We start from the raw sequence: 25779 nt of genomic DNA on the forward strand, positions 1-25779 counted from the left end.
ACCGTTTTGCTATAGCATCTTAGGGTGAGGGCGCCCACAGGCCAACGGAGGCTTATGTGTCCACACTCGCCACGCCGGCGGACCGGCGCACCACCCGGCGCATCACGTTCTACGTCGCGCTCGCCGTCTTCGCGCAGGAAGCCACCTGGGACTTCTACGACGCCCAGGTGCCGCCGCTGCTGCGCGAGCACATCGCCAGCACGGCGATCGTCGGCCTGCTCATGGGGATGGACAACCTGCTCGGCATCTTCGTCCAGCCCTGGATCGCCAACCGCTCCGACAACACCCGCACGCGGTGGGGGCGCCGGATCCCCTACCTCGCGGTCGGCATGCCGCTCGCGGCGGTGCTGTTCACGCTGATCCCGCTGGCGACCGCGTTGCCGGCGCTGATCGCGGTGATCTTCGTGTACTCGTTGGCGGGCAACAGCTTCAAGCCGATCGCGCAGGCACTGCTGCCCGACTTCATCGAGCCGGAACGGCGCGGCAGGGCCAACGCGTTCGTCAAGATCGCCTCCGGGCTCACCGTGCTGGTGTCCGCTCTCATCAGCGCGTTCCTCGTGGACGACCACCCGAAGCTCTCGTTCACCGTCCCGGCCGCGCTCATGCTGGTGTGCACGGCGGTGCTCGTCTCACGGGTGCGGGACAACAGGTCGCGGGGGTACCAGGCCGCGCTCGCCGAGGACACCGCCACGGGCGAACCGGAGGTCCGGCTCCTCGACCTGCTCAAGGACATCGTCCGCGATCCGGACCGCAGCCGGCTGCTCGTCATCGGCGTGGTCCTGCTGTTCGGGTCCGCCTGGTTCTCCTCACGCGCCCTGCTCACGCCCTACGGCATGGAGACGCTCGGCCTGACCCGCGGCGAGGCCGGCTCGCTGACGTTCCCCAGCGGCATCGCGTTCCTCGCCGCCGCCTACCCCGCGGCACTGCTCGCCGAACGCGTCGGACGCATCCGGACGATCACCATCGGCATCGTGGTCTTCGGCGTCTCACTCGCCTTCGGCGCGCTGGCGCCAAGTCCCACCACCACCGTGATCGCGTTCTGCGCCGGTGCCGTCGGCGCGGCCGGGTTCGTGATCAACGCCGCCGTGGTGCTGTGGAACCTCGCGCCGTCCGCCCGCGTGATCGGCGTGTACACGACGCTGTACACGGTCAGCTGGGCGACCGGCGGGTTCATCGGACCCGGCCTGGTCGGCGCGATGATCGACGTGACCGGGTGGCGCTACATGCTCCTCGACATCGCCCTGCTCTGCGCGCTGGCCACCGCGGTGGTCCTGCGCGTCGCCGTCGTGAACCGCCGGCACGCCACCTCTCTGTGACCATCGGAAGGACAACCGCTCATGAAATCCGTCCGCGTGCTGACGCCCACGGGCATGCTCGGCGCCGGGTTCGCGCAGTCCACAATGGACCGCGGGCTCGAGCTCGGCGCCGACGTCATCTCCGTCGACGCGGGCTCGACCGACTCGGGCCCGTACTACCTGGGATCGGGTACGGCCAAGACGACCGCCGCGGCCGTCAAGCGCGACCTGCGGATCATGCTCAGGGCCTCGGCCACGGCCCGCATCCCGCTCGTCATCGGGTCGTGCGGCACCAGCGGCACCGACTCGGGCGTCGAGTGGATCGCCGGGATCGTCGACGACCTCCTGGTGGAGGAGGAACTCGACCTCTCCGTCACCACGATCTTCAGCGAGCAGGACGCCGCGTTCGTCAAGGAACGGCTGCGCTCCGGCGCCGTGCACCCGCTGGCACCGGCCGGTGAGCTGGACGAGGCCACTGTGGACAGTTGCACTCACATCGTCGGCATGATGGGCCACGAGCCGATCGAGGAAGCCCTGCGCGCGGGAGCCGACGTGGTGCTCGCGGGCCGTGCGACCGACACCGCCGTCGCGGCGGCGTTCCCGCTGATGCACGGCATGCCGCCCGGCCCGGCGTGGCACGCGGCGAAGATCGTCGAATGCGGCGGCCAGTGCACGACGAACCCCCGCACGGGCGGAGTGCTCGCCACGATCGACCAGACCGGTTTCACCATCGAGCCGCTGGACCCCGACGCCGCGTGCACGCCGATCTCCGTAGCGGCGCACATGCTCTACGAGACGGTGAACCCGTTCCGGATGCGCGAGCCCGCCGGCGAGCTCGACGTCACCGACGCCACCTACACGGCGCTCGACGACCGGCGCGTCCGCGTCGAGGGCTCCCGGTTCCACCAGGCCGACCAGCACACGGTCAAGCTCGAGGGCGCCAGGATCACCGGCTACGAGACGATGTCGTTCACCGCCATCCGCGACGAGCACATCCTGGCGAACATCGAGGCCTGGGCGGACTTCTTCGTCGAGGTCTTCACCACACGCGTCACGCAGACCCTCGGCCTCGACGGCACCGAATACTCCTTCGACCTGCGCCGCTACGGCTACGACGCCGTGCTGGGCAACCTCGACCCCGCGACCCGCCCGCCCCGCGAGATCGGCGTCATGCTGCTGGTCCGCGCGGCGACCCAGGAGCTCGCCACCGCCGTCGCCAAGGTCGCGAACCCGCTGATGCTGCACCTGCCGACACCGGACATGGCCTACCTGCCCAGCCTGGCGTTCGCGACCTCCCCCGCCGAGACCGAACGCGGCGCGGTCTACGAGTTCGTGCTCCAGCACGTCGTCGACACCCGCTCCCCCACCGAGATGTTCCGCACCGACCACCGGAAGGCCCCGACCCATGACTGACCCCACGTTCGCGGATCTGGCGCTGGAGGTCCGGTCGAAGAACGCCGGTCCGTTCTGGGTCACGATGGAGCTGTTCATGCGCGACGAGGCGGGCTACGCGCTGGCCGCCGCACCCGAGATCATCGACGAGCGGGTCGTCGCCCGGCTCTACGGCGTGCGGGCGGAGGACGTGCAGATCTTCCGGATCCCGTCGCTGAACGTCGTCAAGATCTCGTTCCCCCGGCCGGTCTCCCAGGGAGGGCTGCGGGACCGCGACGTCCACGCGGGGCAGCACCACGTGCCGCTGGCGTCGCTGCGGGCGGTGCTACCGGGCTGACGCGGCAAGAGCGCGTGTGGAGTCGGCCTTGTGGTGCCACCGGGCCGGCTCGGCCTCTGCCGGAGGAACAGGCCGCCAAGATCGTGTCCCACTCCAGGCCGTGCGGGTTGTGCCGGTAGAAGAAGTGGTAGAGGCCGTTGGCGAACACCAGCCCGTTGGGGTCGTTCATCCACCCCGCCTGCGAGCTGAGGTGGAACCGGCCGCGGAACGGTTCCGAGTACGTCGTCGCCGGGTACGGGAACTCCGGGTGGTCCGGCACGGTGCCCGCGCGTGCGGGACCGCCGGGCACGAGCAGCGCCAAGGCGATGACGACCACGACCAGCACCGCGCGAACTCAACGTCTCACGAGACCTCCCGACATCGTTGTCGAGCGTCACCGTTCCGCAGATCCCTCCTGGACGCAGCCGCTCTCCAGGTGAGAGCGTTCCCACCGTTCACACGTCGAGGATGACTTCCGTCAGCGGGGCGCTGGTGCACGTGCGGACCCGGCCGCCGGGTTCCTCCTGGGTCACCTCGCCCGCGCGGAGCTTCACCACGCAGTCGCCGCAGCTGCCGACCGTGCAGGAGTACGGCAGCGGCAGGCCGGCCGCGAGCCCGGCGTCGAGCAACGTCTGACCCGGTTCGACGACCGCTGCGCCAATGGTTTCTCCTCTGCTTTCGACGAGCATCCGTTGCGGTGTGGTGGACCCCGTTGAGGTGAGCACGGTGGTGTAGCGCTCCGCGTGGACGCGGTCGTTCGGGACGCCGAGCTCGTCCAGCGCCTGCCGTGCGGCGTCCATCAGCGGTTCCGGGCCGCAGAGGTAGAACCGCGCGTCCGGCAACGCGAGATCACCGGCCCACTCGCGGATGCCGGTGACGTCGAGCCGTCCGTCGCGGGACGTCACCACGTGCGTGACGGAGAGGCGGTCGGGGTGTTGCTCCTCCAACCGGGCCAGCTCGGCGTCGAAGATGGTCTCGTCGGCGCTGCGGTTGCTGTAGAGCAGGGCGACGCGGTGGTCCGGTCCTGCGAGCAGTGCGCGGATCATGCTCATCATCGGCGTCACGCCGCTGCCCGCCGCGATCATCACCACGTCGCTTCCGGGCCGCAGGTGGAAAGCGCCGGACGGGCCGCGCACCGACACCCGGTCGCCGACCGCGAGCGAGTGCACGTGGGCGGAGAACCGGCCGGCCTGCTTGACCGTGACCTCCAGCCGGCGGGAGCCCGGCGCGGACGACGCCGAGTAGGGCCTGCGCAGGTCGTCGCTCACCAGCGTGAAGAACTGGCCGGGCAGGAAGTCGAACGGCTCGCCGTCCTCCAGCACCAGCGTGACGGCGCTCGGCGTCTCCCGGCGCACCTCGGCGACGCGCACCTCCCGCAGCGGCTCCTCCCGCGTGGCGCGAGGAGCGGTGGTGGCGAGCTCGTAGCCCTCCTTGCGCAGGCCCGAGCGGTAGGCGACGTTCATCACCGCCCTCAGCCACCGCGACGGCACCAGCTTCCCCGCCTTGACCAGGAATCCGGCCAGTCCGCGCTTCGGGAGGTTCGCGGCCAGGTGCTGCCCGGCCAGCGCCATCAGGTCCGGTACGTCCGCCGGTACCGTGGTCCACAACCGGGACCGCGTGACGGCGTCGCTGGTGGTCAGCTCGGCGGACTCGACGTCCACCAGGAGCGCGGCGTGCGGCGGGATCCCCCGCAGCGCCAACGGTTCCAGCACGGCCGGGTCCACGGTGATCGTCGCCCTGCCCCGCAGGTGCAGGACGCCGGTGCGGCCGGGCACGAGCGCGGCCAGCGAGAGCCGGTCGTCCTGCACCAGGTTGTGCAGCGAGTCGGTGCGCTTGTTGCCCTTGCGGTCCGCGATCACGAGCGTGCGGCCGTCGAGAACCCGCGCGACGGCCCCCTGCTCGCCACGCGGGCTGGTGTCGCCGCCACCGCTCAAGTCCCATGTGGACAGAGCAAGGAACGGCGCGGTGGCGAGGAAGTCCGCGACTCCAGGCTGCGCGAGCGGACCGTCACCGACGACCTCGGGAGCCGTCCGCGCCGGCACGGGCGGCTGCCACAGCCCGGACCGCAGCACGGCCTGGGCGCAGTGGATGAACACCTCCTCGACGTCGAAGGCGTGCCGCCGCACGACCCCGTTGACCCGCAACGTCTCCCCCACGCCCGGCAGGAGGAACACCATCGACGCCGGCCCCTCGGCGTTCTCGTCCATCGGGAAGGAGATCCGCGACGGCGAGTGCACCCGCGCGAAGCCAGGCTTGCCACCGACGAACGTCGTCCTGCTCGTGCCGCGCGCGTCCCGGTAGCCGAAGGCCGCGACGGGGCTGCGGGCCAGCAGCTCCACGCACCCGGCGTCGAGCGCGCCGAGCTGTTTGAGCATGATCATCGAAGCGGGCCTGCCGACGATCTCCTCCACTTTGTCGGCGGTGTCGATTATGTTCGCGTTTTCCCAGCTCATGGCACTATTATGAGCTTTTGCTCAGGTCTTGGGTACTCGCTTTCGCCCCGCCCCGGAGAGGACGCCATGCCGTCGGCCAGCCGCCCTGTCGAACCACGTCGCAAGCCCCGCCAGGTCCGCGCGGAGCTCACCCGCGACCGCATCCTCACCGCGGCTGCTCACGTTTTCACCGAGCACGGGTACGCCGCGGGCACCACGAACCGCATCGCCGAGCAGGCCCGCGTCTCGATCGGCTCGCTGTACCAGTACTTCCCGAACAAGGACGCGATCCTCGCCGAGCTGATGGTGCGGCACATCGACCGCGGCGCCTGGCACCAGGCCGACGAACTGGACCTCTCGCCGGGAACCCTGGAGGCGGTGGTGCGCGCACTCGTCCGCGACGCGGTCGACAACCACCGCGACGACCCGCGGCTGCTCCGCATCATGCTCGAGGAGGGCCAGGTCTCCACCGAGCTGCGCGAGACGATCGTCCGGCACGGCGAGCGGCGCGTGGCCGAGGTGCGCGACCTGTTCGCCCGCCACCCGGACGTCCGGGTGCGGGACCTCGACGCCGCGGCCGAGCTGATCGTGTTCACCGTGGAGATCAACACCCACCGGCTCGCGGCGTTCCCGCAGGGGCTCGCGATCGAGACGGTGGAGAGCGAGCTGGTCGACATGGTGACGCGCTACCTGCGGGGTTGACGCAGCCGGTGTTCGCCGGACGCGAGAACACGCCGGACCACGGCGGCCGTCTGCTCCACGTCGTGACCGCCGCTGTCGATCACGTGGCGTTCGAGATCTCCGAGCTGGGCGAAAGCGCCGTGCAGACCGGTGATCGCATCGACGTCCTTCAGTTCGCCGACCCGTCCCCTCGCCCGCGCCAGCGTCGTGTCCAGATCGGGCCGGAGAACGATGTACGACACCGGCAGGCCCTGCTCCGCGAGCGCGCGGAAGTGCGACAGGAACCACGGTCCGATGACGCCGTCGACCACGACGTCGTAGCCGCCGCGGGCGAACGTCGCGGTGGTCCTGACGATCGCGTCGAGCACCACTTCGTTCTGCCGGAAGGCCTCCGGCAGGAACGGCAGGACGAAACCGGTGCGGATCGAGCGGTAGAACTGGTCTGTCACGAGGTGCACTGCCGGGTTGCCGGCGCCGGTGGTGAGGAGCCCGGCCACCGCGGTCTTGCCCGCGGCGGGCGGGCCTGCCAGGACTGTCACTTGTCCGTTCACGACGGCGAAAGCTAGTACTGAAAACTCTTCAGAGACAGACTGTTCTTTTGCGGGGCGCTCAGCCGTCACGGCTCAGGCGGCGTTCCTCCCTGGCCTGGTCGATGCGTTCCTCCAGCTCCTCGAACCACTGCCGCCCCTGCGCGCCGCAGCTGTCGCGGATCTCGTGCTTGAGCTCGGACGTGCCGGCGTTCAGATCGCGGACGACGCCCAGTCCCTCCTCGACCTGGACGCTGAGCTCTCCGTGCGAGCGGGCCAGGTGCGTTGCCACGGCGTGCATCTCGGCGCGGGCCCGGCTCGGCATGACGATGCGGTGCGGCGCGAGCCGTGCCCGGCGCACGAGGTACGACATCGTGTGCAGCGAGGTCTGCGCGGACCGGTAGGCCATGTGCGCGGTGTCGGCGCACTGGTAGGACTCGCGGTGGAAGACGCGCAGGGAGTGGAAGTCGATGTCGGACCGGCCGGTGTCGCGCCCGGCCTGCCTCGGCCGGCTCCGCGGGTGGCCGGGCGGGCCGCTCGCCCGCAGCTTCGTCACCCGTGCCCGCACCTGCTCCGCCTGGCGCCGCACGCGGTCGTTGGCGGCGCGGACCTGGCGCAGTGCGCGGTCGGCTTCCGCCGCGGCGGCACGGACCTCCTCGACCGTGACCCGCCTCGGGCGGCGGTCCCACAGCGACATCACGACCAGCGCGCCGACACCGGCGGCCGCCGTGACGAGCAGCGGGCCCATGCCGTCGTCGATGACGTGCTCGCCGGGGTTCAGCTTCACGAACGCGACGGCGTTCACCACACCGAGCAGCGTCAGGCTCCGCGTGAGGAAACCCAGCCAGCGCTTCGGTCTCGTCGTGGACCGGCCGCGCAGCCTGCCGTTCCTGCTCAACGCCACCCGCACCAGCAACGCGGCCAGGGGCAGCGTTGCGGCCGACATCCACCCCCACTCCGGGAGGTGGACGGCCTGCGCCTCCGACCCGGTGACGACGATGTGCGCGGCGACGGCGGGGGCGACGAGCAGCATCGTCAACGGCAGGCCGAAGAACAGGGCGACCAGCGAGAGCGCGCACCCGCCGCAGCCGTTGCGCCTATCGGCCACGGTTGCGCGACTTCCCCTGGCGGACGGTGTTCAGCGCCTGCGCGCCCGAGCCGTTGAGCACCTTGTCGATCACCTTCGCCACGCCGCCGGTGAGGTCGGAGTGGTGCTGCACGAGCGCGGTGGTGAAGTGCTGGGTCAGCTCGACGTACGCGCGGCGTTCGGCCAGCGGCAGACCGGGCTTGACGGTCTCGCGCTGCATGGTGACCATGCACTCGCGCAGTGCCCCGGCACTCGCGTCCGCCCGGCCCAGGTGCTTGCGCATCTGCCGCAGGGACGCGCTCGACTCGCGTCTGCGCTGGTCCAGCAGCTTGAGCGTGATCTCCTTGTCGTCGGCGGCGCGCGTCTCCCTCAGCTTCAGCCGCTGCATCTCCGCGTTCAGGGCGTACGACTCGGCGACGTGCCTTCCCGCTTCTCCGAGCGGGCTCAACGACTTCGCGATGCGCGAGACCGAGTCGGTGAACTGCACGGACTCACCGGTCACGCGGACCAAACCGTTCGACATGGCCGATAAATCCGCCCGGCCGCGTCCTGTGTTACAGATTTCTTTGCGCTGTATGGAAATCCACGCGACAACGCATCATCGATCCTCGTATCCCTCAGCCGTAGCGCAGGGGTTTCCTCGCAGGTGCCTCCAGAACACGCGACGCGAGCCACGCGAGGCCGTCGGCGGTGCCGGCGGGAGTTCCGGTCGGCTGGATCACGTGGCTGAGCACCGCGCGGGCGACGAGGTCGACGAGGACGCCGACCTGCTCGCCGGTCAGCCCCGTCCGGTAGGCCGCGACACGGGCGACGAGCATCGCCTCGACCTCGGCGAGCAGCGTGTCGGCCTGCGTGGTGAGCAACGGCAGCAGCTCGGTGTCCGCGCCGTGCGTCGCGGAGGCGATGGCGCGGACCAGCAGGTTGCCCCGGGCCAGCTCCAGCACGTTGCGGACGGCGTCGTGGATCGCCTCGACGAGGTCGTCGCCGTGGCGGTCGAACGCGTCGCCGACCGCCGTGAGGAACCGGCCCAGCTCGTGGGCGAGCATGGCGTCGGCGAGCGCGTTCTTCGAGCCGATCTCGTTGTAGACGGTCTGGCGGCTCACGCCGACCTGCTCGGCGAGCCTGCCCATGGTGACCGCGGCCCAGCCGTTGCGGGCGGTCATCTCGATCGCCGCCTCGATGATCGGCAGGCGGCGACCGCCCGCAGAGGCCGCAGTTGTCTCGCCCATGGACTTGATCCTAGGCGGACGCCACCCGTCCCGGCGCGACGAAGTCGATCTTCTCCCGCACCCCGCAGTCGGGACAGCACCACGAGTCCGGGATGGACGACCACGGCGTGCCCGCCGGGAAGCCCTCGCGCGGGTCGCCGGTCCTCTCGTCGTACACGTACCCGCAACCGGGGCACATCCCGCCGGCGGTCGCGTCGCCGTGCGTGTCCACCAGGACGTCCTCGCTCGTGCCCGTGCCGCCGTAGCGCGCGAGCACCGCCGCGCGCTTGCCCGGCTGGATGTTGGCGCGGCCGATGTCGCCGCCGAAGTGGGCGCGCACCCGCGGGTCCATCACGCGGCGCCACAGCGGCGGCACCAGTGCCAGCAGGATCATCCCGGCGTACCCGGTCGGCAGCACCGGCGACTCGGCGAAGTCGCGCAGCGTCTGGTAGCGCCGGGTCGGGTTGGCGTGGTGGTCGCTGTGCCGCTGCAGGTGGTAGAGCAGGACGTTCGTGGCGATGTTGTTGGAGTTCCAGCTGTGGCTCGGATCGACGCGCTCGTACCGGCGGCGTCCCGGCGCGCCGACCTTCCGCCGGAGCATCCCGTAGTGCTCCATGTAGTTCACGACCTCCAGCAGCGAGAAGCCGATCACGGCCTGGACCAGGAGGTACGGAACGATGCCTGCGCCGAGCCAGACGATCATCGCCGCCCACAGCACCGCCGACATCAGCCACGCGTTGAGCACGTCGTTGCCCAGCCGGTACGGGTGCTGGTCGCGGCGCGCGCACCGCTTGCGTTCGAGCCGCCACGCCGAGGCGACCGAACCGGCGACGGTGCGCGGCCAGAAGCGGTAGAAGCTCTCCCCCACCCTGCTGCTCGCCGGGTCCTCCGGCGTCGCGACCCGCACGTGGTGGCCGCGGTTGTGCTCGATGTAGAAGTGGCCGTAGAAGCTCTGCGCGAGCGCGATCTTCGACAGCCACCGTTCGTGGCTCTCCTTCTTGTGCCCCAGCTCGTGCGCGGTGTTGATGCCGATGCCGCCGATGCACCCGATCGACACGGCGAGCCCGATCTTGTCCACGACGGACAGGTCGCCGCGCGCGATCGTCCAGAACGCCACGGCGAAGCCGACGTACTGGATCGGCAGGTAGAGGTAGGTGATCCAGCGGTAGTAGCGGTCGTTCTCCAGCCGTTCGATGACGTCGTCGGGCGGGTTGCCGCGGTCGAGCCCGGCGATGAGGTCGATGGCCGGGACGACCACCAGGACCACGACCGGGCCGATCCAGAACCACACGCCCCAGCCCGTGGCGGCGTGCAGCCCGATCGCCAGGAACGCCAGGGACGGCACGACCAGCCCCAGCAGCCACAGGTAGCGCTTGCCGTCCCTCCACCGCTCGGTTGAGCCGACGGGCACCGTTGCCTTCTTGTCGCTCATGCCACACTCCTTCAGGAGGTTGACAGAACGGTAAGCGACGTAAAGTTGTTTTGACAATAGTGCGCTATTTGTAAACCTCAGACCAGTGCGAGAAGTACCCGCCCACGCCTGCGGTGGGCCACCGCCGTCACCGTCAGGCGCACGCCGCCGGCCATCGTGCCGAGCGCCGCCTCGAGGTCGCGGACCACCTGCTCGCGAGGGCTCCGGTGCCACAGCACGACCTCGGCGTGGATGTCGCCGTCGACCTCGATCTCGACGCTGTGGACCGCCGGGTGGCACAGCACGGACTGCTCGACGAGCGACAGCCGCTCGTCCTCGGTCAACGGCTTGCGCAGCTGGACGACGCGGTGGCCGGCTCTGGACAACGGGACTCCTCTCACAGGGGGCACTGGGCCTGGACGCACGGAAGGTCTCGCCTGTCACGGTCGTTCACCGGATCGGTCAGGACACCTCGCGATCGCGTTCCCGCGAGGCGGTGCGCAGGTCCGCGAGCACCGCGTGGGCGGCCCGGCGGCCCGAGTGCAACGCGCCCTGGAGCGAACTGGTGTCGCGGTGGTCGCCGCACACGTAACGCCTGTCGCCCGCGCGCACGGACTGCTTGAGCCGGTGCGGCGCGTCCATCTTCGGGAGCGCCTGCGCGATCTCGTACCTCTGGAGCACCTCCCATCGCGCGGTGTCGGTGCCGTACAAGCGGTTCAGGTGATCGCGGACGTCCTTTTCGGACGCCTCCCGAAGAACGGTCGCCTGCACGAGCGGGGCGTGCGGCGAGTAGGGCCGCGAGACCTCCGACATCACGGCCGTGTTCACCACCGGGCCGCCGTTCGCGTCGACCACCAGGCACCCGTCGCGCAACGGGGACCGCGGCGGCCGGAAGTACCAGGTGGTGACGCTGTTCCAGCGCGGTTCGACCAGGCCGGGCAGCAACCGGGCCGCCGTCGTGCCGTCCGTCGCCACCACGACGGCCTCGGCTCCGAGGCGTTCTCCGCCTTCGAGGTCGACGCCGTCGTCGTGCACGGCGTGCACAGGGGTCTCCAGCCGCACGGTGCCCTCGGGCAGCTTCGCCGCCAGCGCCTTCGGCAGCTCGCCCATGCCGAGCGCGGGCACGGCCGCACCGCCGCGGGCGAAGCTGCGCCACACCAGGTGGAAGAACCGCGACGACGTCCTCAGTTCGCTCTCCAGGAACACGCCGGAGAGGAACGGCCGGAACACCGCCTCCACCGCGCGGTCGGTGACGCCGAGGCCGCGCAGTTCTTCTCGCGTCGTGCGGTCCGGCGCGGTGAGCAACGGCCTGGCGGGCCCGAGAACGTCCCGTGCGGAGAACCCGGACAGCGCGGCGAGGTCGCGCGCGCCCAGGACGTGCTGGCGCAGCAGCCCGTCCCACGCGGACGGTCCGCTCCGCGGGTCGGCGAGCAGGTCGTGCCGGCCGTCGTCGTGCACGAACACGCCGGATCGCAGGTGCCGCAACGGGAACGGCCCCAGGTCGAGCCGTTCCAGCTCGGGGTAGGCGGGCAGCATGATCTGGAAGCCCCGGTCGAACCGCACGCCGTCGACGACGTCCGTCCGCACGCGGCCGCCCACCTCGTCGGCCGCCTCCAGCACGACGACCTCGACGCCCGCCGCGGTCAGCTCCAGCGCGGCGCTCAGACCCGCCAGTCCCGCTCCCACCACCACGATCACCAGTCGACCGTATGGGCCCTCCCGGCCCTCCGCACGACGAGCACCGCCGGTCGAAGCCGGGCGCGATCGGCAAGCAGCTGGTCGATCGCCGTACGATGCGCATGGACGCGCGCCAAGAGGCCGGCGCCGTGGACTCCACCGACTCGCAGAGGAGCGCCGCGGTGCAGCCAGCGATCACCGCCCTCGTGGACGACCTGCCCGTGGTCGTCTGGCAGGGCGAGTCGCGTGGCCGCGTGGTCACCTTCCTCTCCGGCGCCGTCGAACGCGTGCTCGGCCACCCGCCCGGCCGCTGGCTCTCCGACCCCGGTTTCTGGGCGGAGATCACCCATCCCGACGACCGCGAGGACAGCCAGCGGCTGCGCTGGGGCGCGGACGACTACGAGATCGTCTACCGCGTGCGCAGCGCCGCGGGCAACCTCGTGTGGCTGCTGGAGACGACACGGGTGAACGGCACCGTTCGCAGCGGTGTGCTGGTCGACGTCACCGCGCAGCGCGCGGCGGCCGAACGGCGGCAGTTCCTCGACCTGCTCGACCGCGAGTCGCAACGGCTCGACGACGCCGAGGACCTCATGGCGCTCGCGACCCGGCTGCTCGGCGAGCACATGGCCGTGGACCGGTGTGCCTACGCGCGCACGGAGGCGGACGAGAACCACTTCGTCATGAGCGGCGACTACGCCACGGGCCTGCCGCCGTTGCCGGGCCGGTTCGCGATGCGGGAGTTCGGCAACGGCGCGCTGACGGCGATGCGCGCGGGCGAACCGTGGGTGGTCAACGACTCGTTGAACGACCCACGGCTCGACGACGAGGATCTCGCCGCCTATCGCGTGACAGGTATTCGTGCCGTGATCTGCCTGCCGTTGTTGCGCGGCGGGCGGTTCGTCGCCGCGATGGCCGTCCATCAGGCCAGTGTCCGGAACTGGACGCGTGACGAGATCGAACTCGTGTCCGTCGTGGTGAACCGGTGCTGGGAGTCGTTGCAGCGCGTACATGCGGACCGTGCGTTGCGCGACAGCGAGAAGCTCCACCGCCAGCTCGTGGAACGCGCGACGGACGCGATCTGGATGCTGGACCGGGAGACGCGGTTCGTCTCCGTCAACCCCGCGACCGGCCACCTGCTCGGCTACCGGGCCGACCAGCTGATCGGCACCGCGATCGCCGACCTGCTCGTGGACGGCCTGCCGGCCGACCTCTCCACCTCCCAGGTCGTCTCGCTGCGGCGCGCCGACGGCACGACGATCGCCCTGGAGCTGAACGTCCAGCCCACCCCGACGGGGCTGCAGGCGATCGGCCGTGACGTCACCGAGCGGCAACGCGCCGAGGCCGAACGCGAACTGCTGCTGCAACGCGAGCACGAGATCGCGGCGGCGCTGCAGGAAAGCCTGCTCCCGCGAGAGCTGCCGTCGCTGCCGAGGCTCGCGACCGCCGCGCGCTACCTTCCGGCCGCCGAGCACTCCCAGATCGGCGGCGACTGGTACGAGGTCGTCCCCCTCGGCGAGACCAGGGTCGGCCTGACGGTCGGCGACGTCGTGGGCAAGGGACCGGCCGCCGCCGCGGTGATGGGCCAGCTGCGCAGCGCGCTGACCGGTTACCTGCTCGACGGCCACTCCCCCGCGGAGTCGTTGCGGCGCCTGAACGTCTTCGCCCTGCGCGTGAACGGCGCGGTGGGCAGCACCTGCGCGTGCATCGTCTTCGACCCGGACATCGGCGAGCTCTGCTGGGCGTCGGCGGGCCACCCGTCACCCCTGGTGGTCGACGCGACGGGCGCACGCACGCTCGGCGAGGAGATCGGCCCGGTGCTCGGCGCCGCCGAATTCGTCATGCCCCCGCAGCACGCGACACCGCTGCCGCCCGGCGCCTCCGTCGTCCTCTACACCGACGGGCTGGTGGAACGCCGCGGCGAGGTGCTCGACGAGGGCATGCGGCGACTGGTCGCAGCGGTGGACGCGGCGTCGAGGCTGGCTCCCGCCTTCCTGGTGCAGCACATCGTCGACCGGGTGCTGACCGGCGGCCAGGCCGACGACGTCGCCCTCGTGGTGGCCCGCCACCTGCCCGCCCCGCTGCACCGCAGCCTGCCCGCCGAACCGCAGCAGCTCTCCGCACTCCGCCGCACCGCCACGACCTGGGCGGGCGCCGCGGGCCTGTCGGAAGACGCGGTCTACGACCTGGAACTGGCACTGGGCGAGGCCGCCGCGAACGTCGTGGACCACGCCTACCCGTCGGGCGGCGGCACGTTCGACACGTCGCTGGAGTGGACGGGCCGTGGCGTGCGGGTGACGGTGGCCGACCAGGGCCGCTGGCGCCCGGCCCCCGCCGACAAGGGCGACCGCGGCCGCGGCCTGGCGATGATCCGCGCGCTGAGCGACTCCGCCGACCTGGTGGCGAACGACGAGGGCACGACCATCCGCTTCCACGTCCCCTTCTCCTCGGACGCCGCGGCCACTCCGCCGCCGGAGCGGGGGCGTGCCGTGGAGGCGGTCACCGGCTTGACCGACGGGGGCGACGACCGCGTGCAGCGCGTCCTGCTGACGGGTGAGCTCGACATCGCCACGGTCGAGAACCTGAGCGAGGCGCTCCTGAGCCGGGTCGACGTGGCGGACGAGCGGCCGGTCGAGGTGGACCTGACGGGACTCGACTACCTCAGCAGCTCCGGCATCGCCCTGCTGCTGCAGGCTTTGAAGCGCGCGGAGGAACGCGAGCGCCCGATGTCGCTGGTGGCGGCGGAGGGGTCGGCGCCGGCGCGCATCCTGGACCTGTCCGGGTTGGCGCACACCACGCGCTGAGGGCGGCGGAGCGCGGCAGCTTCACAACGATCCGCCACGGCGAAGGCGGGGCCGAGAAGGGTCCTCGACCTCTCTGGCGCACGACACGCTGAGCGAGCTGGCGGGAGCACAACAACGCAAGCGGACTGCGGCGTCAGCCCGTCCGCGGCAATCCCCGTCCAGACGCCGGACAGGCACCCGGTCCGCACGCCGTCACCCGGTGCAGTCCACCACCGCGAACACCGTCTTCCCGTCCTCCCCGCGAGCCCGGCATCCCCACTCGCGCGAGATGTTGTCCACCACCACGATCCCGCGGCCCCGGTGCTCCCCCAGCCGAGACCGCCCGTACACCGGCGCCGACGGCGAGGCGTCGTCCACCTCGACCACCACCTGGCACGGGTTCGCCGAGCGCAGGACCCGCAGGCGGCCGGTGCCGGGCGTGTGGTCCAGCACGTTCGCCACCAGCTCGGTCACCACGAGCTGCACGTCGTAGAGGTGGTCCTCGCCGAGCGAGGCCAGGGCCGTGGTCACGGAGCGCCGCAACGCCGACATCGACACGCCCCGCGCCACGGGCATGTCCACGACAGGCGGGGTCACGAGAGCCGTCGCAGCACGAGGAGGGCGATGTCGTCCTGCTTGCCCTGGCCGAGCTCGGCCAGCAGGCGGTCGGCCAGCTCGTCCATGTCGTCGGTGTGCGACACGGCGGCGCGCAGCTTCTCCATGCCCTCGTCGAGGTCGACGCCGGGGCGTTCGACCAGGCCGTCGGTGGTCAGCAGCACCATCGTGCCGGGTGGGAGCGGGACCGTGGTGGCTTCCGGGTGTTCCAGGCCGATGCCGAGCAGCGGGCCCTGGACGGGGGCGTAGCGCGCTCCGGAGGAGTCGGCGAACAGCGGGGGGACGTGGCCTGCGTTCGCCACGTCCACGGTGCCCGACTCCAGGTCGACCAGCAGCAGGCACATCGTGGTGAGGCCGCCGGTCGGGTGGAAGCGCTCGAGGAGGATGTCGGTGCGGCGCAGGATCTCGACCGGGCTGTGGCCCTCGACGGCGTAGGCGCGCAGGGTGTGGCGGACCTCGCCCATGATCGTCGCGGCCCCGATGGAGTGGCCGCACACGTCTCCGATGGCGATCAGCAGCAGGCCGTCGAGCTCGATCACGTCGTAGAAGTCGCCGCCGATCTCGGCGTTGCTCTGCGCGGGCACGTACCGGGCGGTCATCGGGAGCTCCGGGCGGTGCGGCAGCTCCCGGGGCAGGAGGCTGCGCTGCAACGTGAGCGCCAGCGAGTGCTCCTCGGCGAACGTGTGCAGGCCCTCCGCCGCCAGCGCCGTCGCCTGGGCGAGCTGGCACAGCAGGTTGCGGTCGTCCTCACTGCTCACGGACTCGGGCGACACCGCGATGCAGATCGGCGACCTGCGGAGCTTGGTGCGGGCCACCGCGGCCACGGCGGACCACGCGTCGGACTCGACCACGGCCACGCCGACACCGACGCCGGGGTTCAGCGACGACATCCACCGCTCGACGTCGGCGTCGTCCGGGCGCGGCGGTCCCTGCGGCGGCCGGAAGCCCGCCCCGGCCACGCGGACGGCGCCGGACGGGGTGCCGAGCACGGCCGTCGCCTCGGTGTCGAACATGTCGGCCGCGCCGATCGCCGCGGCCTCCACCAGCGCGTCGAACGTGGTGGCGGCGTTGATGGCGAACGTGGCGGTGGTCAGGCGGGTGAGCCGGGCGGCGAGGTGCTCGGCGAGGGCACGGGCGCGGTGGTAGCGCAGAGCGGCTTCGACGTTGGCCAGCAGCTCGGCGGGGTCGACCGGTTCGGTGAGGTAGGCGTCGGCGCCGCGGGTGAGGCCGATGACCTTGTCCTCTGGCTCGATGTAGGTGGCCGAGAGCATCACGACGGGGATGGAGCTGGTGCGCGGGTCGGCCTTGATCCGCTCGGTGACGTCGTAGCCGCTCATGTCGGGCAGGTGCACGTCGAGCAGGACGAGGTCGAACGACTGGCTCTCCAGCGCCGTGAGCGCCTCGGCCGCCGTGATCGCCTCGACGACGGTGTGGCCGCTGCGGCGCAACCAGCTGCACGCGATGAACCGGCTGGCTTCCAGGTCGTCGACCACGAGGACCCTCGCCGGTCCGCCCCCCATCGCCGTCGGGTTCATCGGCCCTCCGTCCTGCGCGCGGTGAACTGTGCGTCCCTGATCGCGCGGGTCATCGTCTCCGTGGTGATCCCCGCCTCGTGCAGCAGCGCGGCGCCGAGGCTGTGCACGCTGCGGGCGAGACCGCCGGGGTCGTCGCCGGACACGATGACGACCGGCACCGTCTTCAGCTCCGGGTCGAGGCGCAGCACCGACAGCACCGCGCTGCCACTCATCAGCGGCGTGTTCGCGCCCACCAGGACGAGGTCGGGACGCCGGGACTTCGCGAGGTTCAGGGCGCTGCGGCCGTCATCGGTCTCGACCACCTCGGCCGCGATGCCGGCCAGCGCCTCCCGCAGCTGCCCGCGGACCTTCTCGTCGCTGTCCGCGATCAGCGCGCACGCCACGGGCGCGGGCCGGGTGAACTCGTCCCTGCCCGTCGGAAGGGTCAGCACGACCTCGGTGCCGACGCCCGGCGTGCTGCTCAGCGTCAGGCTGCCGCCGAGGATCTCGGCGAGCTTGCGCGCGTAGGACAGGCCGAGGCCGGTGCCGCTCGCGCCCACCTGCAGGGCGTTCGGCACCTGGTAGAACTCCTCGAAGACCTTGTCCTGCTCGGCCGGCGGGATGCCGATGCCGGTGTCCACGACCACGAAGCGGATCTCGTCCTGTCCCGGCCCCGGCTGGGCGGTGAAGCGGATCTCGCCGTGCGGGGTGAACTTGACGGCGTTCGACAGCACGTTGCGCAGGATCCGCACGAGCATCGTCTCGTCGGTCACGAGCGTCGGCAGCTCGGGGACCGCCTCCTCCACGACCAGCCGCACGTCGCCCGTGCGCAGCAGCGGGCGCAACGACGACCGCAGCTGCGTGATCACGTAGTCGAGCGCGACCGGCGCCCTCCGCGGCTGCAGGCTGCCCGACTCGGCCTTGGCGGTGTCGAGCAGCTCGTTCACCAGCGCCAGCAACGTCGCCGCGGACTCGTTGATCAGGTCGACGTGGTGGCGCTGGTCGTCGGTCATCGGGTCGCCACCGGGAGCGCTGAGCAGGCGCGTCAGGCCGACCACGGAGTTGATGGGCGCGCGCAGCTCGTGGCTGATGTTCGACCAGAACCGGATGCGCGCGGCGGCCGCCTCCCGCAGCTCGGCGGACTTCGCCTCCAGCTCGGCGTAGAGCGCGACCACGCCCTGGTTCGTCTGCTCCAGCTCGTCGGACAGCTCCTGGTAGAGCGCCACGACGCCGCGGTTGGTCTCCTCCAGCTCCTCGTTGAGCCTCTCCAGCTCGGCGCTCTTGGCCTCCAGGTGCTCGAGCGTCTCGAGCAGCTCCTGGTTCTGGGCCCGCAGCTCGTCGAGCGCGGTGGCGCCCGCGGTCTCGCGCAGCTCCCGCAGCAGGCCCTCGTCGACCGCGACCGAGAGGTGCACGCTCTTCACCAGCGTCACGCCCCTGGACGTCAGGACCAGCTCGTCCATCAACCTGCGCGCGGTGTCCCAGCCGGGGCCGGACCCGGCCACCTCCGAGGCGTGCCACACCAGCTCGACCAGCAGCGCGGGGGCCGGGCCGGGCCGCAGCCGGAAGACAGCGGTGGCGACGACGTCCTGCCGCACCAGCTCCCGGCCGACGTCGCTCAGCGCCGTCGCCACCCGGATCTGGTTCTGACCGTCCAGCCCGACGGCGGCCGCGACCTGCCGTCCGCGCTGGCGGAGGAGGAAGACGTCGCGCTCGTCGCCGACCGACAGGCGCAGCAGTTCGGTCGTGGTCATGCCGGTCGGGCCACCAGGACGCTCGCGTCGTCGTTGCGCACTCCGGCTTCGCGCAGCAGCGTCGTCGCGATCAGGACCGGCTCGTCCTGGACGAGGTCGGCGCCGAAGTCGACGCCCCAGCGCTCGGTCAGGCCGTCGGAGTGCAGCGCCACCACGGCGCGGTCCGGCAGCGGGTAGTCGAACGCCCGGATCGTGCGCGCCTGGTGTCCCGCCACGCCGGGCACGGAGATCATGCCCTGCTTGCGGTCGCCGGCGAGGACGGCTCCGGCGATGTTGCCCAGCCCGCAGTAGCGCACGGTCCTGGCGACGAGGTCGATGTCGGCGACCGCCACCGCGCCGCCGCGCGTGCCGCGCAGCGCCTGGTGCAGGCGCGTGACCAGCTGGTCCGGCGGCATCGGGGCCAGGTCGCGGAACAGCCGCACCGCGGTGTCGGACGCGGCGGCCGCCAGCGGTCCGTGCCCGGAGCCGTCGCACATCATCAGCGTCATCCTGTCCGCGCCGCGGCAGAACGCGTAGGCGTCACCGCAGACTTCCTCGCCGTTGATGGGCCTGGTGATCCCGGCGGCGCTCTCCACGCCCCACTCGGGGGTCCAGACCTTCGTCGGCGCGAACCGCGCCACCAGTGCGGTGCCCGAGCCGAGGCGCGAGGTCATGGAGCAGGAGGTGGCGAGCCGGGCCACCGCGCCCAGTCCGACGCCGAGCGTACCGGTGGTGGACTGCCCGTCCTGCCACGCCAGCGCGATGTCGCCGATGCCGGGTCCGCGGTCCACCGCGACGACCTCCACGGCCGCGTCCCGCTCGCCGCGCACCGTGCGGATCAGCACGACGCCCTGCCGGGCGTGCTTGTGCAGGTTCGTCCCGATCTCGGTGACGGCGAGGCCCACCTCCGCCGTGCGGTTCGCGGTGAACCCGAGCCGTTGGGTCAGTGCCGTGGCCGTGCGGCGGATCCTGCCCACGTGGGCGGTCTCCTCCACCGGCAGCCAGGCCTCGTCGCGCACCAGCGGCAGGCAGGTGGTCGCGGCCGTCACCTCTTCCACTTGACCACCGTCACGACGGTGCCGCGGCCGACCTCGGTGTCGAGGTCGAACTGGTCCACCAGGCGCTTGGCGCCGCTGAGCCCGAGGCCCAGACCGCTGCCGCTGCTCCAGCCGTCGGCGAGCGCCAGCGTCAGGTCGGGGATGCCCGGTCCCTCGTCGTGGAACGAGGCGCGGACCCCGGCCCGGTGGCCGTCACTGACCTCCTCGACGCGGGCGAAGCCCCCGCCGCCGTAGATGAGCGTGTTGCGGGCGAGCTCGCTTGCCGCTGTGACCAGTTTGGTCTGGTCGACCAGCGAGAGCTTGGTCTGCTGCGCATAGGTGCGCACGAGCTGACGCACACGCACGACGTCGTCGTCAGCGCTGATGGCTACCTCCTCCGGCCCTTCGGACCGGGGCGGCATCAGGCGTCCCGCGCGAACTCGCCGGGGTGCGCGAGCACACCCCGGCGCTGACGACCCAGCTGCCCGAGGATCTTCATGCCTCGTTCGAGGTCCAGCGCCGTGCGGACGCCGCCCAGCGTGAGCCCGAGCTCCACCAGGGTGATCGCCACGGCGGGACGCATGCCCACCACGACGGTGTCGGCGTCGAACAGCCGGGAGATGGACGCGATCGTGGCGAACATCCGCCCGATGAAGGAGTCGACGATCTCCACCGCGGAGATGTCGATGACCACGCCGTGGGCGCCGGTGGCGCTGATCTTCTCCGCCAGGTCCTCCTGCAGCGCCAGCACGCTCTGGTCCTGCAGGTCGATCTGGATGGAGACCAGCAGGACGCCGCCGATCTTCAGAATCGGGACGCGTTCCATCAGCCGACCTCGTTGCGCACGACTTCGACGCCTTCCCGGCGCAGCGCGTGCCGCAGGGCGTCGGCGAGCGAGGCCTTGGTCACGATGTCGCCGAACTCGATGCCCAGCGCCACGATCGTCTGCGCGATCTGCGGGCGGATGCCGGACACGATGCACTCCGCGCCCATCAGCCGTGCCGCGACCACCGTCTTGAGCAGGTGCTGCGCGACCTGGGTGTCGACCGCGAAGACACCGGTGATGTCGATGATGGCGTGCTCGGAGCCGGTGTCGACCAGCATCTCCAGCAGCTTCTCCATGACGACCTGGGTCCGCGCGGAGTCGAGCGTGCCCACCAGCGGCACCGCCAGCACTCCCTCCCAGATCTTGACCACGGGCGTGGTCAGCTCGAGCAGCTGCTCGGACTGCTCGCGGATGATCCCCTCGCGGGCGCGCGAGTAGGCCTCGAAGGTCAGCAGGCCGAGCGCGTCGAGCAGCCGGGAGAACGCGAGCACCTCGCGGAACAGCTCCGGGTCGGTGTCGTCCGCGGTGAGCTCGAAGACGGGCTGCTTGAGCGAGAACACGCTCGCCGCGGTCTCCGACGGCGTGAAGCCCGCCCGGACCCTGGCGCGGGAGTACTCGTCGAGCAGGGACCGCATCTCGGTGAACTCCGGTCCGCCGACGTCGGAGCTGTCGTGGTCGGCGAGCGGCAGCAGCGCCGCGAAGAACTCCCGGAAGTCGGTCTCCAGCTCCGCCCTGGTCGACCTGCCGCGCAACAGGGCCGCCGCGTCGCCCACCCACTTGTCGATCAAGGGCTCGGCGTTCGTCCGCAGCAGCTCGGTCAAACGCCGGGCGTGCCCTGCATCTGCAGTCACTCAATGCCTCCTCAGGCGGTCAATACCCGCAGACACTAGCTGTGAACCAACGGAAGACCCGACAGATGGTCAACGCGTTTAGCGTGTTCGCGCTGGAGGTACGTTCACGCAGCACACCAGTGACAGAAAGGCACCTTCTTGGCTGTCGGAGGCGAGCCCCCTGGTACCCCGCTCGTGCTGGAGCTGAACGACGATGTGATCGACATCGCGGAGGTCCGCCGGTGGGCGGGTTCGGCGTTGCCGCGGCTGCACGAGGACGACCTGCTCGACGTGCAGCTGATCGTGACCGAACTCGTGTCGAACGTGTACGACCACGGGAAGTTCCCCGCGCGGCTGCTGTTGGAGGTGCAGCCGGAGGGCGTCCGGATCGTGGTCGAGGACGCTTCGCCCATCCCGCCTGTGCTGAAGCCGTCGTCGCCGCACTCCGCGCGGGGCCGCGGTCTCGTGCTCGTGGACCAGCTGGCCGGGGAATGGGGCGTGACGGAGCAACCGCCCGGCAAGGCCGTGTGGGCGGTCGTGCCGTGCACGGCCGGGGCGTGAGAGGTGTCAGCGCTGCCTGGGCGGCGGAACGGCCCGGAGGGCGTTGAACGCGTCGGGCAGGCTCGGGTACAGCGTGAGCAGCACGTCCACGCCGGAGATCGCGAGCGGCATGAGCACCGGGCGCTTGCCCGCGACGACGGCGAGCGGCACGGCCGAGGCCTCCGCCTGCTGCCACACGGCGGCGAGCATGTTGACACCGGCGGATCCGAAGAAGGTCACGCCGTTGAGGTCGACGACGACACCCGCGGGAAGTCTTCGCACCGCGTCGGCGGCCTTGAGAAGGGGTGAGTCCGGCGTCATCCGGTCGACCTCACCCGCGACGGTCACGACGACTATTCCGTCGTGCTCAGCGATGTGAGCGGTCAGCACCTCGACCGCTCCGTTGGACTGCTGGCCCATAAGCCTCGCTCCCATCGGCAAACCGTGTGAAGCGCCGACGCGAGCCGCTGCCCAACCCGGAGAACCTGTAGACGACCTCACGTTGATGATTCCACGTTCAGACACTGCTCCCCACGCTAAGCCCCTTTGTGGTGAGACACAACCGGGGGGTCCGTGTTCGGCCGAGCCTCCGACGGGTAACCGCACGTCATGACCGATCCGCTGAACCCAGAGGCCCCGCACTCGCCGGGCACACCCGACCTGAACGACGTCGAGGAACCCCGCGTTCCCGAGGAGGCCCCCGCCAAGCGGGTGATCAACGACGAGGGCCCGGACGGCCAGGAACCGCCGGACTAGCACCCGACGCCCGCCGAGGGCCTGCCCGATGATCGATCGCGGGCAGGCCCTCGGCGTCGTTCACACTCCGAAGTGATCCGTCAGCTCGTGCGGGCGGACGGAGCCGTTCAGCGCCAGAACTTCCGGCGGCGCTCCTCCCGCGGGGCGGGTTCTCCCGCGAACTCCCGGAGCACCTGCCGAGCCCGTGCCCAGAGCTGGTCGACGTCCCCGTCCGCGGTGAGCTCCCCGACCAGGCGCCGCAGCGCCTCGTACTCCTCGCCCCGCCGGCCCGCGACGAGGATGCCGAGCCTGCTGGCGAGGTCGGCGAGCAGGTCGCGGCGTTCCCAGGCGGGCTTCGCCGCCGCCTCCTCCAGGCGCCGCACCTCCACCTCGACGATCTGGCGCAGCTCGGCCCTGTCGTCGGTGGCGGGAGCGGGCGCGGAGGCGCGCATCCAGGTCGGCGTCGGACCGGGCCGGCCACCACCGCCGGCGCGGCCGGAGGACTGCGGTGCGGGAGGGGGCGGCGGCGCGCCGAACCCGTCCGGTGCCCCGCGGAAGCGCCCCATCGGCGCGGCGCCACCCGGTGCGAAACCGCCCGGCGCGGCGATCATCGGGGCGGCGGCCATCGGCGCCGCGGCGAACTTCGGCGCGGCGAACTCCCAGCCCGCCGGCTGTTCGACCGGCTGCACCACGCGGTGCACCTCGCCGTCGGACACGACCCGGTCGTCCACCGCGACGAACGCCGTGAAGCGGCACAGCACGCCGTATTCCAACGAGGTCCGCACGATCTCCTGCTCCACCGCGCGGTCGCCCGTCGCGTACCGGTCCTCCAGGTCGCGCAGCGCGGCACGGGCCCACTGCGCGCGGACCGCCTGCTCGGTGTGCCGCCGCACGGTCAGGGTCTCCCGCCACTCGGCGCCGTCCCTGGTGCGGCCGCGCACGGTGACCGTCTCCGGAACCTCGCCGCGGTACCGGCCGAACGCGACCAGCGGCACGCCGGGGTAGATGGCCGACGGCGGCTTCGGCAGGCCGGACTCGGGCGACACGACCACGTCGGTGATCAGCGGCGCGCCGATCCGGCGCTGGATGTGGGTCATCGCCTCGTCCAGCCGGTCCTCGCTCTCGACGAGCTCGCACCGGCCCGCGCCCGCGGCGGCCAGCCTTCCGAGGAAGCCCGCGTTGACGGCCGTGTCGATGCCGACGGCGTGCACCCTCGTCCGGTTGATGAGCGGCGCGATGTCGCGCAGGATCTGGTCCTCGTTGCCGACCTGCCCGTCCGTGACCAGCACGAGGACCGGGTCGCGTTCCTCGTTCGCCTTCGCGAGCAGCGTCAGGCCCTCCCGCAGCGGCTCGAACATCTCCGTGCCGCCGCGCGCCTGCACCTTCGCCAGGTGCTCGACGGCGCGGAAGCGGTGGCGGTCGGTGCCGGACACGAGTCCCCCGCCGAGATCGGGACGTTCCAGGCGGTCGTCGAAGGTGATCACGGAGAACGTGTCGTCCGAGGTCAGTGTGTCGACGATGCGGGCGGCGGCGCGCCGGGCCGCGACCATCTTCCAGCCGGACATGCTGCCGGAGCGGTCGAGCAGCAGGACGACGTCACGCGGACGGACCGGGGTGTCGAGGTCGGGCGGCAGGACCGTGACCTGGTAGGTGCCGCCGTCGTCGTCCTCGTCGGGCACGAAGACGGCCGCGGAGCCGGCACCCGAGTACGCCAGGCGCAGGACGAAGTCGCGGTCGACCCGCTCCCCTGGTGCGACCGTCACGGTGGTGCCCTCGGTCTCGACGGTGTGCAGGCTCGACCGGACCTCACCGAGCTCCAGTCCGGCCGGGTCGATCTCCACGCCGATCCGCAGCTCGACCGGGTTCGGGAAGCCGGGCAGCAGCACCGGCGGCGTGATGCGCGACGCGTCCGGCACGGCGTCCGTGTCGGCGGCGTGCCCGTCGCCGGCGGACGGGCCCTCCAGGGGCTCACCCGGGATGTACCGCGGCGCCACCACCAGCGGGAACCGGAACGTCGCCGCGCCGTCCTCGAACACCAGCGGCCCGACGAGGGTCAGCTCGACGGTGACCCGTTCGCCCGGCGGGATGTTGCCGACCCGCATGGTGAAGACGTCGGGCCGTTCCTCCTCGACGATGGACGCTCTCCTGCCCGCCGCGATCGCGTCGTCGTAGGCCTGCCGCGCGGCGGCGCGTTCCTGCAGCTCCGCCTCGACGGTGCGGTCGGCGGCGGTCATCTTCATGCCGGTGACGGCGGCGCGGTCCGGCAGGGGGAACACGTACGTGGCCTCGAGGGCGGTGTCGTGGGTGTTCACGAACCCGGTCGTCAGCACGGTCCTGCCGACGAGGCCGGTCACCGTCGCCCGGACGTCGAGGCGCTCCAGGGGCAGGTTGCCGCGTTCGGTCTTCAACGCGCCGATGCCCGCGTCCTCGGTCGTCCAGCCGATGCGGTCCCCCTCGGCGGCCTTCATCGGGGCGACGGAGATGGTCATGACGGTTCCCTTTCGTTCGTGAGCAGGCCACGGGCGGCGAGCAGGTCGAGCAGCGGTCGCGCGGCGGCCGCGATGTCCGCGACGTCGGCGGCGGTGGGCGTGCCCGGCACCAGCACGACGGCTCCCCCGCCGAGCGCGACGCCGTTCAGCGCGACCGCCTGGTCCTGCGTCCTGGGCGCCGCTGCCGCGACGGGTTCGGCCCAGAAACGGGGCCGGACCTGCTGCGGCGACACAGCGTCATCGGCGGTGAGCAGTTCTTCGGGAACGCGGGCGATGGCGGCGAGCGTCGGGTCGTCGGCGCCCGCCAGCTCCGCCTGGACATCGGCCAGCGTCCTCCCCTCCGACTGCAGCCGCTTCACGGCCACGAGCTGGAGCAGGTGACGCCTCTCGTACAACGCGGTCCGCCCGCGCATGGCCGACGGTCTGTCGACCAGCCCGGTCGTCGCGTACCAGCGGACGGCCCGCCGGTCGGGAACGTCCCGGACACGCCCGTTGGGCGCGCCCGAGTACTCCGCCGTCAACGCGGCGGAGACGCGGTCCAGCAACTCGTCGAGCGTCCACACCCCTCCACAATGACACTGCAACAGTGACAGTGTCAACGTTCTCGGGCGATGACCTTCACGCCCCGTAGCGGCGGTAGGGTTCCGCCGGGTCCGC

At 71.6% G+C, this 25779-nt stretch carries 26 protein-coding genes; 7 read left to right on the forward strand and 19 right to left on the reverse strand.

Going from position 1 to position 25779, the window contains the following annotated elements; all coding sequences use genetic code 11:
- Nucleotides 1–56 precede the first annotated feature (56 nt).
- The 3 genes from VM306_RS05025 to VM306_RS05035 are packed head-to-tail and all read left to right on the forward strand — an operon-like array spanning nt 57 to nt 3024.
- Complete coding sequence (locus tag VM306_RS05025; RefSeq protein ID WP_325511365.1) at nt 57–1316, forward strand: MFS transporter; 1260 nt, start codon at nt 57–59, stop codon at nt 1314–1316.
- Nucleotides 1317–1337: 21 nt separating this feature from the next.
- Nucleotides 1338–2708, forward strand: coding sequence for an acyclic terpene utilization AtuA family protein (locus VM306_RS05030; RefSeq protein WP_325511367.1), 1371 nt, complete (start codon nt 1338–1340; stop codon nt 2706–2708).
- Entirely contained in the window at nt 2701–3024 is a 324-nt protein-coding gene (locus tag VM306_RS05035) for a DUF4387 domain-containing protein (protein WP_325511369.1), read from the forward strand. The genes VM306_RS05030 and VM306_RS05035 overlap by 8 nt, the downstream gene beginning before the upstream one ends.
- On the opposite strand, the gene VM306_RS05040 is transcribed toward VM306_RS05035, so the two are convergent.
- Together VM306_RS05040 and VM306_RS05045 are read right to left on the reverse strand one after the other, a co-directional pair.
- On the reverse strand, nt 2912–3349 hold the full coding sequence (locus tag VM306_RS05040; RefSeq protein WP_325511371.1) for a hypothetical protein: 438 nt from the start codon (nt 3347–3349) through the stop codon (nt 2912–2914). The two genes, VM306_RS05035 and VM306_RS05040, sit on opposite strands and share 113 nt — an antisense overlap.
- Nucleotides 3350–3458: 109 nt before the next feature.
- Nucleotides 3459–5456: a 2Fe-2S iron-sulfur cluster-binding protein gene (locus VM306_RS05045; protein ID WP_325511373.1), complete on the reverse strand. Its 1998-nt coding sequence runs from the start codon at nt 5454–5456 to the stop codon at nt 3459–3461.
- A 66-nt stretch (nt 5457–5522) separates the two neighbouring features.
- On the opposite strand from VM306_RS05045, the gene VM306_RS05050 reads away from it, so the two are divergent.
- Nucleotides 5523–6137: a TetR/AcrR family transcriptional regulator gene (locus VM306_RS05050; protein ID WP_325511375.1), complete on the forward strand. Its 615-nt coding sequence runs from the start codon at nt 5523–5525 to the stop codon at nt 6135–6137.
- Here VM306_RS05050 and VM306_RS05055 read toward each other — a convergent pair.
- From VM306_RS05055 to VM306_RS05085, 7 genes are all read right to left on the reverse strand, one after another.
- A complete protein-coding gene (locus VM306_RS05055; protein ID WP_325511377.1) occupies nt 6122–6667 on the reverse strand; it encodes an AAA family ATPase in 546 nt (181 codons plus the stop codon). The two genes, VM306_RS05050 and VM306_RS05055, sit on opposite strands and share 16 nt — an antisense overlap.
- A 58-nt stretch (nt 6668–6725) precedes the next feature.
- Nucleotides 6726–7751, reverse strand: coding sequence for a hypothetical protein (locus VM306_RS05060; RefSeq protein WP_325511379.1), 1026 nt, complete (start codon nt 7749–7751; stop codon nt 6726–6728).
- Entirely contained in the window at nt 7741–8253 is a 513-nt protein-coding gene (locus VM306_RS05065; protein WP_325511381.1) for a hypothetical protein, read from the reverse strand. Before VM306_RS05065 ends, VM306_RS05060 begins: the two co-directional genes overlap by 11 nt.
- A gap of 94 nt (nt 8254–8347) precedes the next feature.
- Nucleotides 8348–8959, reverse strand: coding sequence for a TetR/AcrR family transcriptional regulator (locus VM306_RS05070; protein ID WP_325511383.1), 612 nt, complete (start codon nt 8957–8959; stop codon nt 8348–8350).
- Nucleotides 8960–8969: 10 nt separating this feature from the next.
- Nucleotides 8970–10370 carry a fatty acid desaturase gene (locus VM306_RS05075; protein WP_325511385.1) on the reverse strand — a complete coding sequence of 467 codons (1401 nt, stop codon included), beginning with the start codon at nt 10368–10370 and terminating at the stop codon, nt 8970–8972.
- Nucleotides 10371–10447: 77 nt separating this feature from the next.
- Nucleotides 10448–10735 carry a hypothetical protein gene (locus VM306_RS05080; RefSeq protein ID WP_325511388.1) on the reverse strand — a complete coding sequence of 96 codons (288 nt, stop codon included), beginning with the start codon at nt 10733–10735 and terminating at the stop codon, nt 10448–10450.
- 76 nt (nt 10736–10811) lie between these two features.
- Nucleotides 10812–12047: an NAD(P)/FAD-dependent oxidoreductase gene (locus VM306_RS05085; protein WP_325511390.1), complete on the reverse strand. Its 1236-nt coding sequence runs from the start codon at nt 12045–12047 to the stop codon at nt 10812–10814.
- A gap of 101 nt (nt 12048–12148) precedes the next feature.
- Here VM306_RS05085 and VM306_RS05090 point away from each other — a divergent pair, with 101 nt between their 5' ends.
- Entirely contained in the window at nt 12149–14827 is a 2679-nt protein-coding gene (locus VM306_RS05090) for a SpoIIE family protein phosphatase (protein WP_325511392.1), read from the forward strand.
- A 192-nt stretch (nt 14828–15019) separates the two neighbouring features.
- Here VM306_RS05090 and VM306_RS05095 read toward each other — a convergent pair whose 3' ends face one another.
- The 7 genes from VM306_RS05095 to VM306_RS05125 are packed head-to-tail and all read right to left on the reverse strand — an operon-like array spanning nt 15020 to nt 21379.
- On the reverse strand, nt 15020–15403 hold the full coding sequence (locus tag VM306_RS05095; RefSeq protein ID WP_325511394.1) for an ATP-binding protein: 384 nt from the start codon (nt 15401–15403) through the stop codon (nt 15020–15022).
- Entirely contained in the window at nt 15400–16956 is a 1557-nt protein-coding gene (locus VM306_RS05100; protein ID WP_325511396.1) for a SpoIIE family protein phosphatase, read from the reverse strand. The genes VM306_RS05095 and VM306_RS05100 overlap by 4 nt, the downstream gene beginning before the upstream one ends.
- Complete coding sequence (locus tag VM306_RS05105; protein ID WP_325511398.1) at nt 16953–18686, reverse strand: hybrid sensor histidine kinase/response regulator; 1734 nt, start codon at nt 18684–18686, stop codon at nt 16953–16955. The genes VM306_RS05100 and VM306_RS05105 overlap by 4 nt, the downstream gene beginning before the upstream one ends.
- The gene (locus VM306_RS05110) at nt 18683–19723 is read right to left on the reverse strand and encodes an ATP-binding SpoIIE family protein phosphatase (protein WP_325511401.1); all 1041 of its coding nucleotides are present in this window, start codon (nt 19721–19723) and stop codon (nt 18683–18685) included. Before VM306_RS05110 ends, VM306_RS05105 begins: the two co-directional genes overlap by 4 nt.
- The gene (locus tag VM306_RS05115; protein ID WP_325511402.1) at nt 19711–20124 is read right to left on the reverse strand and encodes an ATP-binding protein; all 414 of its coding nucleotides are present in this window, start codon (nt 20122–20124) and stop codon (nt 19711–19713) included. The genes VM306_RS05110 and VM306_RS05115 overlap by 13 nt, the downstream gene beginning before the upstream one ends.
- On the reverse strand, nt 20124–20528 hold the full coding sequence (locus tag VM306_RS05120) for an STAS domain-containing protein (RefSeq protein ID WP_325511404.1): 405 nt from the start codon (nt 20526–20528) through the stop codon (nt 20124–20126). The genes VM306_RS05115 and VM306_RS05120 overlap by 1 nt, the downstream gene beginning before the upstream one ends.
- Complete coding sequence (locus VM306_RS05125; RefSeq protein ID WP_325511406.1) at nt 20528–21379, reverse strand: STAS domain-containing protein; 852 nt, start codon at nt 21377–21379, stop codon at nt 20528–20530. The genes VM306_RS05120 and VM306_RS05125 overlap by 1 nt, the downstream gene beginning before the upstream one ends.
- Nucleotides 21380–21517: 138 nt before the next feature.
- Here VM306_RS05125 and VM306_RS05130 point away from each other — a divergent pair, with 138 nt between their 5' ends.
- Nucleotides 21518–21919 (forward strand): ATP-binding protein, encoded by a 402-nt coding sequence (locus tag VM306_RS05130; RefSeq protein WP_325511408.1) that lies wholly within the window; start codon nt 21518–21520, stop codon nt 21917–21919.
- Nucleotides 21920–21925: 6 nt separating this feature from the next.
- On the opposite strand, the gene VM306_RS05135 is transcribed toward VM306_RS05130, so the two are convergent.
- Entirely contained in the window at nt 21926–22333 is a 408-nt protein-coding gene (locus VM306_RS05135) for an STAS domain-containing protein (protein WP_325511410.1), read from the reverse strand.
- 174 nt (nt 22334–22507) lie between these two features.
- Between VM306_RS05135 and VM306_RS05140 the strand changes: the two genes are divergently transcribed.
- Entirely contained in the window at nt 22508–22654 is a 147-nt protein-coding gene (locus VM306_RS05140) for a hypothetical protein (RefSeq protein WP_325511412.1), read from the forward strand.
- A gap of 107 nt (nt 22655–22761) precedes the next feature.
- On the opposite strand, the gene VM306_RS05145 is transcribed toward VM306_RS05140, so the two are convergent.
- A complete protein-coding gene (locus VM306_RS05145) occupies nt 22762–25122 on the reverse strand; it encodes a VIT domain-containing protein (RefSeq protein ID WP_325511414.1) in 2361 nt (786 codons plus the stop codon).
- A complete protein-coding gene (locus VM306_RS05150) occupies nt 25119–25685 on the reverse strand; it encodes a MerR family transcriptional regulator (RefSeq protein WP_325511416.1) in 567 nt (188 codons plus the stop codon). Before VM306_RS05150 ends, VM306_RS05145 begins: the two co-directional genes overlap by 4 nt.
- Nucleotides 25686–25779 lie beyond the last annotated feature (94 nt).

The sequence above is a fragment of the Lentzea sp. genome (assembly GCF_035525475.1).
In the GTDB taxonomy this organism is placed as follows: Bacteria; Actinomycetota; Actinomycetes; order Mycobacteriales; family Pseudonocardiaceae; genus Lentzea.